Source organism: Nonomuraea deserti, assembly GCF_004348685.1.
Taxonomy (GTDB): Bacteria; Actinomycetota; Actinomycetes; order Streptosporangiales; family Streptosporangiaceae; genus Nonomuraea; species Nonomuraea deserti.
In genome coordinates this window covers 1-12715 of sequence record NZ_SMKO01000047.1, presented here as the reverse complement: position 1 = coordinate 12715, position 12715 = coordinate 1, and the positions used below count along the sequence as shown (strand labels likewise).

The following is a 12715-nucleotide window of genomic DNA, read 5'->3' as shown; positions in this document are numbered from 1 at the left end:
GTACGACTCAGAACAGGACGGAGGGCGCCCTGCCATGGTGGGAAATGTTCACTTGCAGCGGGTCCGGTGCGGCGAACGTCGCGTGCGCCACCAGGTCGGGTTCGGCGAACAGCGGAGCGGGACGGGCGACAGCGCGCCGGGCGGGCAGGAAGGTCGCCACTCCCAGCAGGGCAAGGGCCGCGCCCGCGAGGGCGAGCACGCCGCCCACGCCGAGCCCCGCGGCGAGCGCTGCCCCGATCGGCGGCGCCACGAGCATCATCACGGTGGGCAGGACGTCGGCGGTACCGGAGACGCGTCCCAGCAGGACTTCCGGCGTCGAGGTCTGCAGGGTCAGCGCGAAGGACATCAGGATCCCCGCGGCGGCGACCCCGGTGACGATCATCATCGCCAGCAACGCGGATCCTGGGAGCGCGGTTTCCGTCCAGGCGACGAGCCCGATCACCGCGATGAGGCCGCCTGCCGCCGCCTGGGACACGCTCATGAGGACCGGCGCGGAGATTCTCTCGCCCCACTGACCGATGAGGATCGTTCCGAAGACCGCGCCGGCGCCGATCCCGGCGATGGCGAACCCGAGCACCGAACTGTCCAGCCCCAGCGCGGTCACCGTGAGCGGGGACAGCGTGTCGAAGGTGAACACCAGGAAGATCGTGGCCGTCATGCCCAGGAGGGCTACGCGCAGCCGGGGATTGCGGACCACGAAGCCCAAGCCCTCGTTGAACTCCGACCAGAACCGGCCACGCACCGGCGCCGGATGAGCCGCGGCCCGCTGGGGGAGGCGCAGCCCGGCCAGGACCACCGCCGATATCACGAAGCTCGCCGCATTGGCCACGAACGCCCAGTAGGGTCCGGCCGCGGCGACGAGCAGGCCGCCGATCGCGGGCCCCGCGACCTTGGTGGCCTGCCCGGAGAGCGTGGTGAGGGACGTCGCCGCATGCAACTCGTCCGGCGGGCTGGACAGCCGGATCGCCTTGCGCTCCGCAGGCTCGAAGAACGTGCCCAGAACGCTCTTGCCCATGACCAGCAGCAGCAGGACGGGCAGGTTAGGAGCCAGCAGGTAGCCGAGTACGAAGACCGCCCGCACCAGGTTAGCCGTGATCATCACGCTGCGCGGCGGCAGCCGGTCCACCCACACCCCCACGAAGGGGGCCACCGCGATCCAGGGAACCGCCTGCGCCATCGTCAGGCCGGCGAGCGCGAACGCGCCCGATTCCCAGATGTAGGCGACGAGCGTGAGCAGCGCGATCGTGTCCAGCCAGTCGCCCAGTCCTGACACGAGTTGCCCGGCGAAGATCCGGCGGTACTGCGTCCGGCGCAGCGGCTCGAACATCCGCAAACTAGCCATGGGGGACCTCTACAGGGGTCCTGGCGAGCAGGTCGTCGATCACCGCCGCCATTCCCTGCACGGTGTGCAGCGCGCTCACGCCCATGGCCACGGTGTGGGTCGCGGTCAGGGGCAACGAGTCGATCGTCGCCATGAGCTCGTCGCGGTGCCGGACGTCGAGAGCGGCGTGCCTGATCAGGGTGCGCATCGCCGAGCGAGGGAAGCCGGTGAGGTCCACGACGTGGTCCACCAGTCGCGGGTCCGGCGGGTAACCCTCCAGCACCGCCACGTGCCCGAGCAGGCACACGGGATGGTAGTGGCGCACCCAGTAGTACTGGCTGCCGACGAGGTCCGCGACCGAGGTCATCGGTATCGCGCGCAGTGGCTCGTCCGGATCGCGTCCGAGGGCGGCCAGGTCCTGGCGCAGCCAGTCGTCGTGGCCTTGCTCCTCTCTGATGTGCTTGGTGAGGTAGGCGCGCAGCCCGGCTGCCACCGGATCATCCGCCGGCAGCCGGCCGGCCTGGTCGATCGCCGTTTCCATCAGGGGCACGGTCGCCCTGATCAGGGTGTGCATCATGATCAGGTATTCCGGATAGAGAGCCTTCAGCTCCGGCGACGACCACAGCCGCCGCGTCCTGCCGTGGAAGGCCGGTAGCGCCATTTCGATCTTCGCGCGCAGGCGGGCACTGTGCGAGCTCATCGGACCGCACCCGCCCGCAGTCGCGCGATGGAGTGGAGCAGCGGATCGTCCGCCCGCCCGCCGAGCCGGTCCACCATCTCCCAGCACAGCTCGCAGATGGAGGTGAACCGGCGCTCGGCCAGGTCGGCCAGCCGCGGATCCATCGTCAGCACGCCCGGGCCGACGTCGCCGACCGCGCGGATGAGCCCGTGCCGGTCGAACTCGTCGAACACGGCGACGACATCGTCCGCGTCGGCGCACTGCCTGCGCAGTCCCGACGGCCCGCGCCCCATGATCACAACCTCGTTGCAGCAGGCCGACGCCCTGCCGTCGTAGCGGATGACCGGCGAGCGGGCGAGATAGCAGGCGCCGTGCTCACGGCCCTTCGTCGTGCGGACGGGGTGGTACAGGTCGGCGGCGCGCCCGTACGGCAGGAGCGGCACCCGGTGGATCTCGGCGTGGTCGGTCCAGTCCTTGCCGAGGGCGCGTTCGAGCAGACCGGTGGCCAGGTTCCCCGCCTGCTCGTCGTCGATCACCTGGGCCACGATCCAGACGTCCTGGTTCGCGATCGTCCTGGCCGCCTGGATGAACCGCTGGTCCGGCAGCGCGGCGGAGTGGAAGATGTCGGTGCTGAGGATCAGACATCCGCAGCGCCGGATCACTTCCTTGATCCACTGCGGGGGATCGGCCGTGGTCGCCCACACGCCGCTCGTGACGATCGACAGGTCCTTCCCAGCCTCCCGCAGCCGTTGCGTGGCGAGGCTGAGCCCGCGCCGCTCGATGAACGCTTCGCCGCCCGTGATGCCGATCAGCTCGTACGCCGAAGCGCAGATCCCCTCCACCACCTGCTCGAAGAGGCGGAAGTCCGTGATCTTGGGGCTGTCGGGGCGGGAGTCGACCGAGCAGTGCGCGCAGCCGACGGGGCAACGGTCGGTGAGGAACAACAGCGCCGTCTTGCCACGGGTGTGCCGGGCTTCGTCGATGTCGGCGTAGGTCAGACGGCGCATGGCTGCTCCTCGGGCCGACAGCCGAGTGTGACCAGGTCGGCGTAGCGCCTGGAGCCGTACTGCCGGACGAAGCCGACGGCTCCGCCGCTGGCGAGGACGTGCTGGACGCCCAGCTCCATTGCGGGGAAACCGGGCTGTTCCACGAGTTCCACCGCCTTCTGCCGTGGACTCGTGGCGGACAGCTCGTAGCAGGCCGCGCACTGGTCGGCAGGAGGCGAGATCCCCGCCTCCTGAGACACCATGCGGGAGCCGAGCGTCCTCACGGCACGCAGCGTCGCCGAGGTACGGGTCCGCGATCGGATCGTCTGCCAGGAGTCCGTGGCGCTGTGCCCGAGTTTGAGATGCTCCGGCGCGTTACGGCCCTGGTCGACAACGGCCTGGTTGCAGCAGGCGATCACGGTGCCGTCGAAGGTGACGATCGGCCAGGCTGCCACGCCACAGGGGTCCACGGTGGCCGCGAGCGGCAGGTGGGTCAGCGTGCGCCGATCGGGCATCCACTCGGCCGCCCTGCCCGTCGGCCCCACCAGCCCGACCAGCATGGGGACGCGATCGCTCAGGCGGTCGCGCACGTCGGCGGTGGCCTCGGCCAGATAGGGATCGTCCTCGCTCATGCCGACGAGCTGCAGGCTCACGTCCTTGCCCTCGTCGGCCAGCAGGCCGAGGACGTCGAGCACCGCCGACCGCGGCACCTCCTCCTCGTGGAAGACGTCGAGGCTGGCGGCGAAGTGGTCGACCTCGTCGATCGCCTCGCGAAGGAGCGGCGGGATCTTCCCCTTCCTGGCGAAGAACATGCCGGACACGAGGTAGGACCGGGTCCCCGCCGTGCGCACCCGGCGGGCGATGTCGCGCACCAGTCGCGGCCTGAGCAGGGCCTCTCCGCCGCTCATGAGGACGAACTCGGGATGGTCCTCCTCTGTGAACGTGCCGGCGAAGCCGAGGAAGAGGTCGGCGTCGTGTTCTTCGCTGCTGAGGAGGGAGTTCGTCGAACAGTGCCGGCAGGTCAGTGGACAGCGGCGCGTGAGTCCCAGGTAAACAGCAGACCCTGGTATCGGTCGAGCCCGCAGCATTTCCTGCAAATGCATGCATGCCCTCCTTCCGAGGTGCAGGTTCATCCTGCAACAGTGGAGTTGTATCCTGATTCAATTTGAGTTCAAGCCGTCGAGGATGCCGATCGCCGTGTGCGCGACGCTCAGCTCGGGGTTTTTCTGCAGGGCCGCGTACAGGTGGTCGCGCGCCGCGTCGAATTTTCCGTACGCCATGCGGTGGACGCCCACATTGAAAAGGCGCAGTTCTGCTGAATGCCGGGCCTCGGGCCACTGTCCGTCGGTGAACGTTGCGATGTTCGGATGGCCGCCGACCCGCTGCTCCAGGTAGTGGGAGAGCTCGCGTGGGGAGAGGGGCTCGCAGTAGACAACGGTCTCCCGAAGGAGTTCGTCCGGTGCGAACCGCCGTCCACCGCGCCCGCCCAGTGGGCCGGACGGCAGATATACGTGCGTGGTGTCGAGCGTTTGCCGGCCCAGCGGCGTGTTCGGATACACGCGCAGCCCGCAGGAGTAGGCGATCCGGACTCCGCGCTCGGCGTATCTGAGCATCCAGTGGATGTTCGCCTCGATGCCGGACATGGTCTCGCCCGGGCTTCCGAACAGCAGGCACACCTCGGGAACGATCCCCGGCGCCCGGGAGAGCAGGCGGTTCAGCACATCGTGCGCGTGACGCGATCGGAAGTTCTTCTGGTGCGCGCGCAACCCCATGTCGTGGAAGCTGTCAACGGCGAAGCTGGGAGCGTCGCACCCGGCGGCCACCAGCGCGTCGATCAGCTCGTCCGAGAACGGCGTGATGTTGAAGTAGCCACGCCAGCTGATCTGCTCGGCGAGCCCGCTGTCCCTGATTCCCGCGCACACCCTCCGCAAGTGATCCTCATAGGGCAGGTTGAGCTCTGCGTCGGCGATGTGGAAGCGGCGCAGACCATGGTCCTCGACGTGGTGCCGGAGGTCGGCCACGACATTTTCCACGCTTCTTCGGTCGGTCAGGAGCTGGTTCACCGGATCGGTGCAGTACGCGCAGCGGAGCGGGCAGCCTGCTTTCGTCCGCACGGCGACAGGAATATGACGGAGGCGGTAGAGCAACTGGTATTCGGGTGCCAGACGCGGGGGAGCGGATATTTCGGTGCCCAATGTGGGCCGGCTGGGCGTGCGACGAAACTCGCCCTTGTCCCTGAATATCGCGCCCGGTAATTCCGGGAAAATCTGCTCCGCAGTCTTGGAGTAAGGAGCCCGCAATGCCTCGACGAACTGGGCGAAGGCGCTCTCTGCCGGTCCGATCAGTCCGTAGTCGAGGTCGAGATACCGCAGGAACTCCGCCGGGCAGGCCGTGAAGCCCGAGCCGCCGGCGACACAGAGAGCGTCGGCCCGCCATCGTTTGATGACGTCGGTGAGCTCGCGGATCGCCGGCGCGTAGGCGACGATGTCGATCGGCGATCCGCCGGGTGGTGGCTCGCCGGGCAGCGCGACGATGGCGTTGTCGATGTTCCTGATGGAGATCGCGATGACGTCGGGATCGAAGTACGCCAGAACGGCCCCGAGATGGGCTTCCGGCTCGACGGACTCGAGAAAGGGGTTGCTGGTGAGCACCTCCACCGGGCCGCACCGCGCCTGGAGCGCCGTGTTGACGGCGTCCAGCCCGTAGGGGCTCACCGGGATGGCGAGATGAGGGTTGGCATAGAGCAGGAGGACTCTCATCGCGCAGTTTCCTTGGTGCAGGGAATGAACGGGGAAACGAGCAGCATCTCCTCGCCGGGCCGGCGGAGCAGGCCGAACTGCACACCGATCACGATGGAGTGGTGTCCGGCGGGCTCCCGGCGAGCAGCACGGATGACATGGTCACGGCACAGCCCGAACGTGTGGTGGCTCGTCCAGGTGCGGGTGCCCGTGGCGGCTTGACCGAGAAGCTCACCGGCGATCTCGTGGAGCGCCTTCTCCATCCGGCGTTGCGGGAACCATACGAGGTGCAGCAACGATCGGTCGCTGACGGGGGTCGTCACCCGCCACCGCGTCTGATCCCCGTTGGCCGCCACCGTGCGGTGGACGAGGACCAGGTCGTGCTGGACGGGCTCCGGCGCGAAGAACCGCCAGTCAGGGATCAGGCCGCCGGGGAGGAGGTCACGCAGCCACTCCGTCTTCCGCCGCGGATGCTGGCTGAGGAGCGTGACGACGAACCAGGCCGCGAGCGCGCCGGCCACCATGGCCGCACCGCGGTCACTCCGCACGATCATCACCCCTGGCCCGGACGATCGCGGCGGCGGCGACGGCACCGGCCGTCCCGGCCAGCGCCAGGCGGGGGAGCAGGTCGCTGCGGTCGTCGCGTGGGCCGCGGGTCACGTACAGCACCGCGGGGTGCATGGCGACGAATGCCCACCCGAAGCGCCCCAGCCCCATGGCGCCGCCGTTCACGAGGTGGAAGGCGATCGCCGACCACACGAAGAGCGGGGCCAGGCGCCCGCGGGCCAGGAAGACGAGCGGGAATCCGCATTCGAAGGCCAGGATGCCGGCGCTCAGCGCTCTGGCCACCTTGGGGTGGTCCCGAAGGACTCGCCACACGGACGGGTGGCCGTAGAGCCGGGTCGCCATGATCCGGGTGAGCGCGGTGCCGTCCCGCCAGGCGGGGTTGACCAGCTTCGCGCAGCCGGAGGCCACGTAGGAGAGCACGGACTGCAGCGCGATGAACCACAGGCACGCGTCGACGGTCCCAGGGCCGCCGGTCCTGCCCAGCGCGGTGGCGGCCTGGACGACCACGGCCACCTGATCGGCTCCGTCACCGCCGTAGCGGTGGCGGGCCCTCAGCAGCATCGTCGTGCTCGCCAGCGCCAGGTTCGCGCCGAGCCTGACCCGGTTGCCGGAGACGGGCAGCAGCAGCACGACCGCGCACGCCGCCCGGGCGGTGTGGATGGTGGCGGTCACCCGCTGGCCGGCGATCCCATCCAGGGCCCGCCGTACCAGCGGGGGAGAGTCGCGGTGGGCACGCCGCATCACCCGCCAGTTGTTCAACCCGCCGAACTCGCGATCTTGCCGCCGCGCCAGGTACTCCAGGCTGGACATGAGCCCGTGTACGGCACAGAGGCGTTCTGCCATGGAGAGGGCGGCGTGCCGGTCGAGCTCGGGTTCGAGCGGAGTCTCCGGTGAACGGGACACGTCTGGCCTCCGAATATGTGCCTAGGGCCGTGGTGGGTCGAAACGATCGAGGAGCTGGACGATGAGGTTCAGCGCCTCCCTGATCTGCTGGAGCGCCTCCCGGTCGGAGCGCCCGGCCAGGACGGGTGGCGTGGCGGCGTGGGAGACGAGGTCGTCGAGCAGGATGTCCTGGTACAGCTGTTGCAGTTTCGCGCCGGGTTCGACGCCCAACTCCGCGACGAGCGCGCGGCGTACCGTGCCGTACACCTCCAGTGCCTCGGCCCGGCGCCCTGACCTGTGCAGGGCCAGCATCAGCAGGCTCTGGAGGTTCTCCCTGAACGGGTATTCGGCCGTCAGCACGCGGAGCTCGCCGACGAAGTCGGCGTGCCGCCCCAGAGCGAGCTCAGCGGTGATCTTCTTCTCGAGCACGTCCAGCCGGTGTTCCTCCAGCCGGACGCTCATGGCGCGGAGGTGTTCGATGTCGAGGAAACCGGTGAGGGCAGGGCCGCGCCACACCTCCAGGGCCCGGTGGAAGGAGCCGGCCGCGTCTGCGAGAGCGTTCCGAGCCAGTGCCCGGGTGCCGGCGGCGGCCATCTCCTCGAAGAGATGGATGTCCAGCTCGCCCGGCAGCACGGTGAGCGCGTATCCCGGGGCCCGCCAGGTGATCCTCTTCTCGCTACCCAGGATCCGGCGCAGGTAGTGGACGTAGACGCGGAGGTTCTTCTCCGCGCTCGGCGGCGGTGCGGCGTCCCACAACGCCTCGATCAAGCGCCCGGCGGTGACCGGCTCGTTGGCGGTGCACACCAGCATGCCGAGCAGGATCCGCTGCTTCCGCCCTCCCAACTGCAGTCGCACTCCGTTGGATCGCACCTGAAGTGGTCCAAGCACAGCGAAGTCGAGCGGGCGCAATGCCACACACCCCCAAGCCGTCATTCCGACGTGATGGTGATCACCGGCCCCTGCACCATCGCACAGCTGGTTTGCGTGACGTTCGCAGCGTCCGGGCGGACATGCAAACGATCTGAAATCCCGCTGTGACAGCCTCGAAGGCGTCACTCTTGCCAAGGGGGTTCTATGGCACTCAGCAGGATCATCGCCGGTTTCGTGCTGGGCGTCCTCGTGGTTCTGGCGAGCGCGCCGACAGCCCAGGCCACCGAGCCGGGGGGAGGCTCATGCGCCAACTCCGAATGGGGAGCGGGAGGAACCGGCTGCTCCTGACCCTCTGCAGTCAGAGACTGCTACAAGCGGATGTTTCTGGCAAAGGCCGAAAACTGAAGTAAATTCGAGGGATCTGCAGCGGATCCCTCGGAGGAAGCATGGCGGAAGGCGTGGGGGAACCCTCCGTCGACTTCCGCATCCTCGGGCCCTTGGAGGCCTGGGCCGACGGCGTCCCGCTCGCCCTTCCCGGTCGCAACGTGCGCTGGCTGCTCGCCGCGCTGCTCCTCGACGCGGGCCGTACCGTCACCGAGGATGTTCTCAGCGCTCGGGTGTGGGGCCCGTCCGGTGGCAGCACCGCCGCGCTGCGCACCGCCGTCTCCCGGCTTCGACACTGGTTGCCCGGCGGCAGCAGGCTCTCCTACACCGGCGGCGGCTACCGACTGAGCGTCCCCGACGGGTGCATCGACGCCGAACGCTTCCTGCGCCGCATGGCGGCGGCGAGCCGGGAGCCTGACCCCGTCGCCTCGCTCGGCGAGGCGCTGGCGCTGTGGCGGGACTGGGCCCTGGCCGATACCAGCGAGTGGCTCAGGAACGACCCCGCCGTCCTCCACCTGGCCAAGCAGCGACTCGCGTGCGCCTGCCAGCTGGCCGACCACGCGCTGGCCACAGGACGCGCAGCCGAGGTGGCCGGAACTGTGGAGCGGATCGCCGAGCACTTCCCCTACGACGAGTCGATCCAGGCGAGGGTGCTGGCGTTGCTGGGTGCCAGCGGGCGGCGCGCGGCGGCACTGCACCGATACGAGCAGATCAGGCACCGCTTCGCCAGAGACCTGGGCATCGATCCCTCGCCACTGCTCAGACAGGCCCACGCCGACCTGCTCCAGGACGAGGGGCCCGAGATGACCGCGCACCTCCTCAGCACGGCGCCGTTGCCGAATCTGCTGCCCGCCGACATCGCCGATTTCACCGGCCGGGCGGCGGAGGCCGAGATACTGACCGAGGTGCTCAGCGCGAGAGGCGGGACCGCGCCGCCGGTGGCTCTCGTCTCGGGACCGGGCGGGGTCGGCAAGACCACGCTCGCCGTACACGTGGCGCACCTCGTCACTGAGAGATACCCCCACGGCCAGCTCTACATCGACCTGCGCGGTAACCAACGGGACCCGATCCAGCCCAGCGAGGTCCTCGGCCGTTTCCTGCGAGCGCTGGGAGCCAGCGCCGTCGACATCCCGCCGGGACTCGACGAGCGGGCAGAGGTGTTCCGCGGGCTGCTGTCCCAACGCCGGCTGCTGCTGGTGCTGGACAACGCCGCGTCCACCTCCCAGCTCAGGCCGGTGCTGCCTGGAGCGGGTTCCTGCGGGGTGCTCGTGACGAGCAGGAGACGCCTCGGTTCGCTGGCCACCCGGTGCAGGATCGATCTCGGCAGCCTCGCGCCCGAGCATGCGCTCGGCCTGCTCGCGCGCATCGTGGGCGCCGGCAAGGTGGACGAGGACCGGGACACGGCCCTGCGCCTGGCGGAGCTCGCGGGATTTCTCCCGCTCGCCATCCGCATCGTCGGTGCCAAGCTGGTGGCCAAGAACCACTGGGACCTGCGCCACATGGTAGCGAGACTGACCGACGAGCGACGGCGCTTGGACGAGCTGGCCTACGAGCAACTCGACGTGCGCACCGGCTTCGAGCTCTCGTACGGCGGGCTGTCACCGCTCGAGCAGCGTGCTTTCCACCTGCTCAGCCTGCTCGACGCCCCCGACTTCGCCGCCTGGGTGACCGCGGCCATGCTGGACACCACCCAGCGCGCGGCGGAGGACGTGACCGAACGCCTGGTCGATGCGCGACTGCTGGACACCGCGGGTGACCGTTACCGGTTCCACGACCTGGTCAGGCTGTTCGCCCGCGAGCGCCAGGAGGTGCCGAGGGAACGCTCGGACGCCGTCGGCCGGGCACTCGGCGCCTGGCTGTCGCTGGCCCAGTACGCCTACCGCAGCATCTACGGCGGCGACTACCAGACGGTGCTGGGCGACGCCCCGCGGACGCGCCTCGACAGCGAGGTCACGCAGGCCGTCACGACGGCGCCACTGGGCTGGGTGGAGGCCGACCGGCAAGCACTGGTCACCGCCACCCGGCAGGCTCTGCGCCTCGGGCAGGACGAACTGGCCTGGGAGCTCGCCTGCACCTGCGCGCCCACGCTCACGATCAAGGGCCATCTTGAGGAGGCCTCCCAGATGCTCACCGCCGCCAGTGCGGTCGACGATCCACGCGGCCGAGGCGTGGTGTCCTTCCGGATGGCGCTGCTCCGCGTGGATCAGGAGCGGCACGGCGAGGCCGAGACGTTCTTCGCGGTGGCCCAGCGGGAATTCCTGGCCCTCGGCGACCGGCACGGTTACGCGCTCACGCTCAGCTATCAGGCGGCGCTCGACCTCTACCTGGGCCGGGCCGACCTGGCCCTGCGGAAGCAGCACGAGGCGCTCCCCGTGCTGCGTGAGGTGTCGGATCAGGGCGGCGTGGCCTACTGCCTGCGTAATATCGGCCAGATCCTCATGGAGAACGGCGACCACGACGCCGCCTACGCTCACCTCCGGAGCGCGCTGAGCGTGGCCGACGACAGCGGCTCGCCGCGCAATCGCGCCCAGGTGTTGTACTGGACCGGTTCCCTGCACCTGCGCCGTGACGAGCCCGCCGCGGCCGAGGCCGCCTTCGAACAGGTGCTGGCCATGACGCGGCAGCTGGGCGACCTCGCGGGGGAGGCCATGGCCCTCCTCGGCCTGGGCAACGCACGGAACCACATCACGGACGCCCGCTCCACTGGCGCCATCCAAGCCCTGGAGGAGGCGCTCAGCATCGGCCAGCGCATCCCTTCGCGGCGGATCCAGATCCGTGTCCTGCACGCCCTGGGTCAGGCCTACCTGGTCCAGGCACAGCGGGCCAAGGCGGAACAGGTCCTGACGCGTGCTGCTTCCCTCGCCGGCGAACTGGGCCTCCGCGCCCAGGCGGCCACGATCCTGCGGACCCTTGCGCGTACCCGGTGAGGCGATGCGCCCCCAGCCCGGGTTTCCTGGCCACCTTGATCGTCAGCTGCGTATCGGACCCGGCCGGCCCCGAAGTCCGCGAAGATCCGGGTGGCGAACGGCGCGGCGATGAAGCCGAAGCGCTGGTGGGGAGGGGTCAGCGGGCGCTGCTCTGGCGGGCGCGCAGCTCGGCGGGCAGGACGACCGTGGCGGGCCGGCCCGCGGGGGTGGCGATGCGGTCGACGAGCAGGCGGGCGGCCATGCGGCCGAGCTCGTACGTCGGCTGGGCCACCGTGGTGAGCGACGGGCGGACCAGGTCGGCCCACGGGATCTCGTCGAACCCGACCACGCCCATCTCCCCGGGCACCCGCACCTCGTGGTCGGCCAGGCAGCGCAGCGCACCCACTGTCATGAGGTTGTTGGCCACGAACACCGCGTCGGGGCGCTCGGGAGAGGACAGCAGCGACGCCATGGCGTCGTAGCCGCCCTGCTCGCGGAAGTCGGTCCTGGCGATCAGCGGCTCTCCAGGCGGCTGCTGCGCGGACAGGGCCGCGGTGTAGCCGCGCAGGCGCAGGTCGGCGGTGCTCACGCCCTCGGGCCCCGTGACGCAGGCGATGCGCCGGTAGCCGGCGTCGAGCAGGTGCCGGGTGGCCGTGCGCGCGCCCGCCTCGTTGTCGACGACGACGGTGTCGACCTCGCCGCGCGGCAGCTGGCGGTCGATGGCGACGACCGGGACGGGGGAGTCGAGCAGGCTCTTGGCCGCCTTGGCGCTGCCCGACGACGCGATGATCACCCCGGCCATCTGCTCGCTCAGCGCCGCCGCGACGTACGTCTCCTCCTTGGCCGGGTCTTCGTCGCTGTTGCACAGCACGACCGAGTAGCCCGCCTGCTGGGCGACGTCCTCGATGCCGCGGACGGTGGCGGTGAAGAACGGGTTGCCGATGTCGGAGATGATCACGGCCCAGAGCGTGGTGCGGCTGCGCCGCAGGTTTCGGGCCACCGCGTTGGGGCGGTAACCGAGCTCGCGGACCGCGGTGAGCACCCGCGCGACCATGGCGGGATCGACCGTCCTCGCGCCGTTGAGCACGCGCGAGACGGTGGCGGCGGACACGCCGGCCTCACGGGCGACATCGTAGATAGTGGGCATCGCACCAAGTTTCTACCATCGCCGGGCTCCGCGCGGGCCTTCGGCGTCCAACAGGGAAAACTCCAAGATCACCCTGTCACACTTCGAACTCTCTCGAAATGTGCCCGCCCGCTGGGCGCACCTCCACAGGATCCCTGACACCCGCGGGCTTGACGCCTGTCATGCCACGCTTGTACGTTTCGGCCAGAAATCGATTGCACGCAGCTGTTCTCCGACCCCTCCCACCCTCATCGGC

10 protein-coding genes are annotated in these 12715 nt (G+C 69.8%); 1 reads left to right on the top strand and 9 read right to left on the bottom strand.

Going from position 1 to position 12715, the window contains the following annotated elements:
• Positions 1–7: 7 nt before the first annotated feature.
• Genes E1292_RS19255 through E1292_RS19220 form a run of 8 tightly spaced genes read right to left on the bottom strand, consistent with a single transcriptional unit; the run spans position 8 to position 8028 of the window.
• Positions 8–1342, bottom strand: a complete 1335-nt coding sequence (locus E1292_RS19255; protein WP_132596607.1) for an MFS transporter — start codon at positions 1340–1342, stop codon at positions 8–10.
• On the bottom strand, positions 1335–2021 hold the full coding sequence (locus E1292_RS19250) for an iron-containing redox enzyme family protein (protein WP_132596606.1): 687 nt from the start codon (positions 2019–2021) through the stop codon (positions 1335–1337). The genes E1292_RS19255 and E1292_RS19250 overlap by 8 nt, the downstream gene beginning before the upstream one ends.
• Positions 2018–3007, bottom strand: a complete 990-nt coding sequence (locus tag E1292_RS19245; RefSeq protein WP_132596605.1) for a radical SAM family protein — start codon at positions 3005–3007, stop codon at positions 2018–2020. The genes E1292_RS19250 and E1292_RS19245 overlap by 4 nt, the downstream gene beginning before the upstream one ends.
• Complete coding sequence (locus E1292_RS19240; RefSeq protein WP_165974623.1) at positions 2995–4089, bottom strand: radical SAM protein; 1095 nt, start codon at positions 4087–4089, stop codon at positions 2995–2997. The genes E1292_RS19245 and E1292_RS19240 overlap by 13 nt, the downstream gene beginning before the upstream one ends.
• A gap of 57 nt (positions 4090–4146) precedes the next feature.
• Entirely contained in the window at positions 4147–5745 is a 1599-nt protein-coding gene (locus tag E1292_RS19235; protein ID WP_132596603.1) for a B12-binding domain-containing radical SAM protein, read from the bottom strand.
• Positions 5742–6272 (bottom strand): hypothetical protein, encoded by a 531-nt coding sequence (locus E1292_RS19230; RefSeq protein ID WP_132596602.1) that lies wholly within the window; start codon positions 6270–6272, stop codon positions 5742–5744. Before E1292_RS19230 ends, E1292_RS19235 begins: the two co-directional genes overlap by 4 nt.
• The gene (locus E1292_RS19225; RefSeq protein ID WP_132596601.1) at positions 6262–7194 is read right to left on the bottom strand and encodes an HTTM domain-containing protein; all 933 of its coding nucleotides are present in this window, start codon (positions 7192–7194) and stop codon (positions 6262–6264) included. Before E1292_RS19225 ends, E1292_RS19230 begins: the two co-directional genes overlap by 11 nt.
• Positions 7195–7215: 21 nt before the next feature.
• Positions 7216–8028, bottom strand: coding sequence for an AfsR/SARP family transcriptional regulator (locus tag E1292_RS19220; protein ID WP_165974622.1), 813 nt, complete (start codon positions 8026–8028; stop codon positions 7216–7218).
• 461 nt (positions 8029–8489) lie between these two features.
• Between E1292_RS19220 and E1292_RS19215 the strand changes: the two genes are divergently transcribed.
• A complete protein-coding gene (locus E1292_RS19215) occupies positions 8490–11354 on the top strand; it encodes an AfsR/SARP family transcriptional regulator (protein WP_132596599.1) in 2865 nt (954 codons plus the stop codon).
• A 136-nt stretch (positions 11355–11490) separates the two neighbouring features.
• Here E1292_RS19215 and E1292_RS19210 read toward each other — a convergent pair whose 3' ends face one another.
• On the bottom strand, positions 11491–12480 hold the full coding sequence (locus tag E1292_RS19210; protein WP_132596598.1) for a LacI family DNA-binding transcriptional regulator: 990 nt from the start codon (positions 12478–12480) through the stop codon (positions 11491–11493).
• Positions 12481–12715: the final 235 nt, after the last annotated feature.

What these genes read in the sequence shown, in the direction of transcription:
- E1292_RS19255 (WP_132596607.1), bottom strand. Translation starts at nt 1,342, where the DNA reads ATGGCTAGTTTGCGGATGTTCGAGCCGCTGCGCCGGACGCAGTACCGC.
- E1292_RS19245 (WP_132596605.1), bottom strand. Translation starts at nt 3,007, where the DNA reads ATGCGCCGTCTGACCTACGCCGACATCGACGAAGCCCGGCACACCCGT.
- E1292_RS19240 (WP_165974623.1), bottom strand. Translation starts at nt 4,089, where the DNA reads ATGCATTTGCAGGAAATGCTGCGGGCTCGACCGATACCAGGGTCTGCT.
- E1292_RS19235 (WP_132596603.1), bottom strand. Translation starts at nt 5,745, where the DNA reads ATGAGAGTCCTCCTGCTCTATGCCAACCCTCATCTCGCCATCCCGGTG.
- E1292_RS19210 (WP_132596598.1), bottom strand. Translation starts at nt 12,480, where the DNA reads ATGCCCACTATCTACGATGTCGCCCGTGAGGCCGGCGTGTCCGCCGCC.
- E1292_RS19215 (WP_132596599.1), top strand. Translation starts at nt 8,490, where the DNA reads ATGGCGGAAGGCGTGGGGGAACCCTCCGTCGACTTCCGCATCCTCGGG.
- E1292_RS19250 (WP_132596606.1), bottom strand. Translation starts at nt 2,021, where the DNA reads ATGAGCTCGCACAGTGCCCGCCTGCGCGCGAAGATCGAAATGGCGCTA.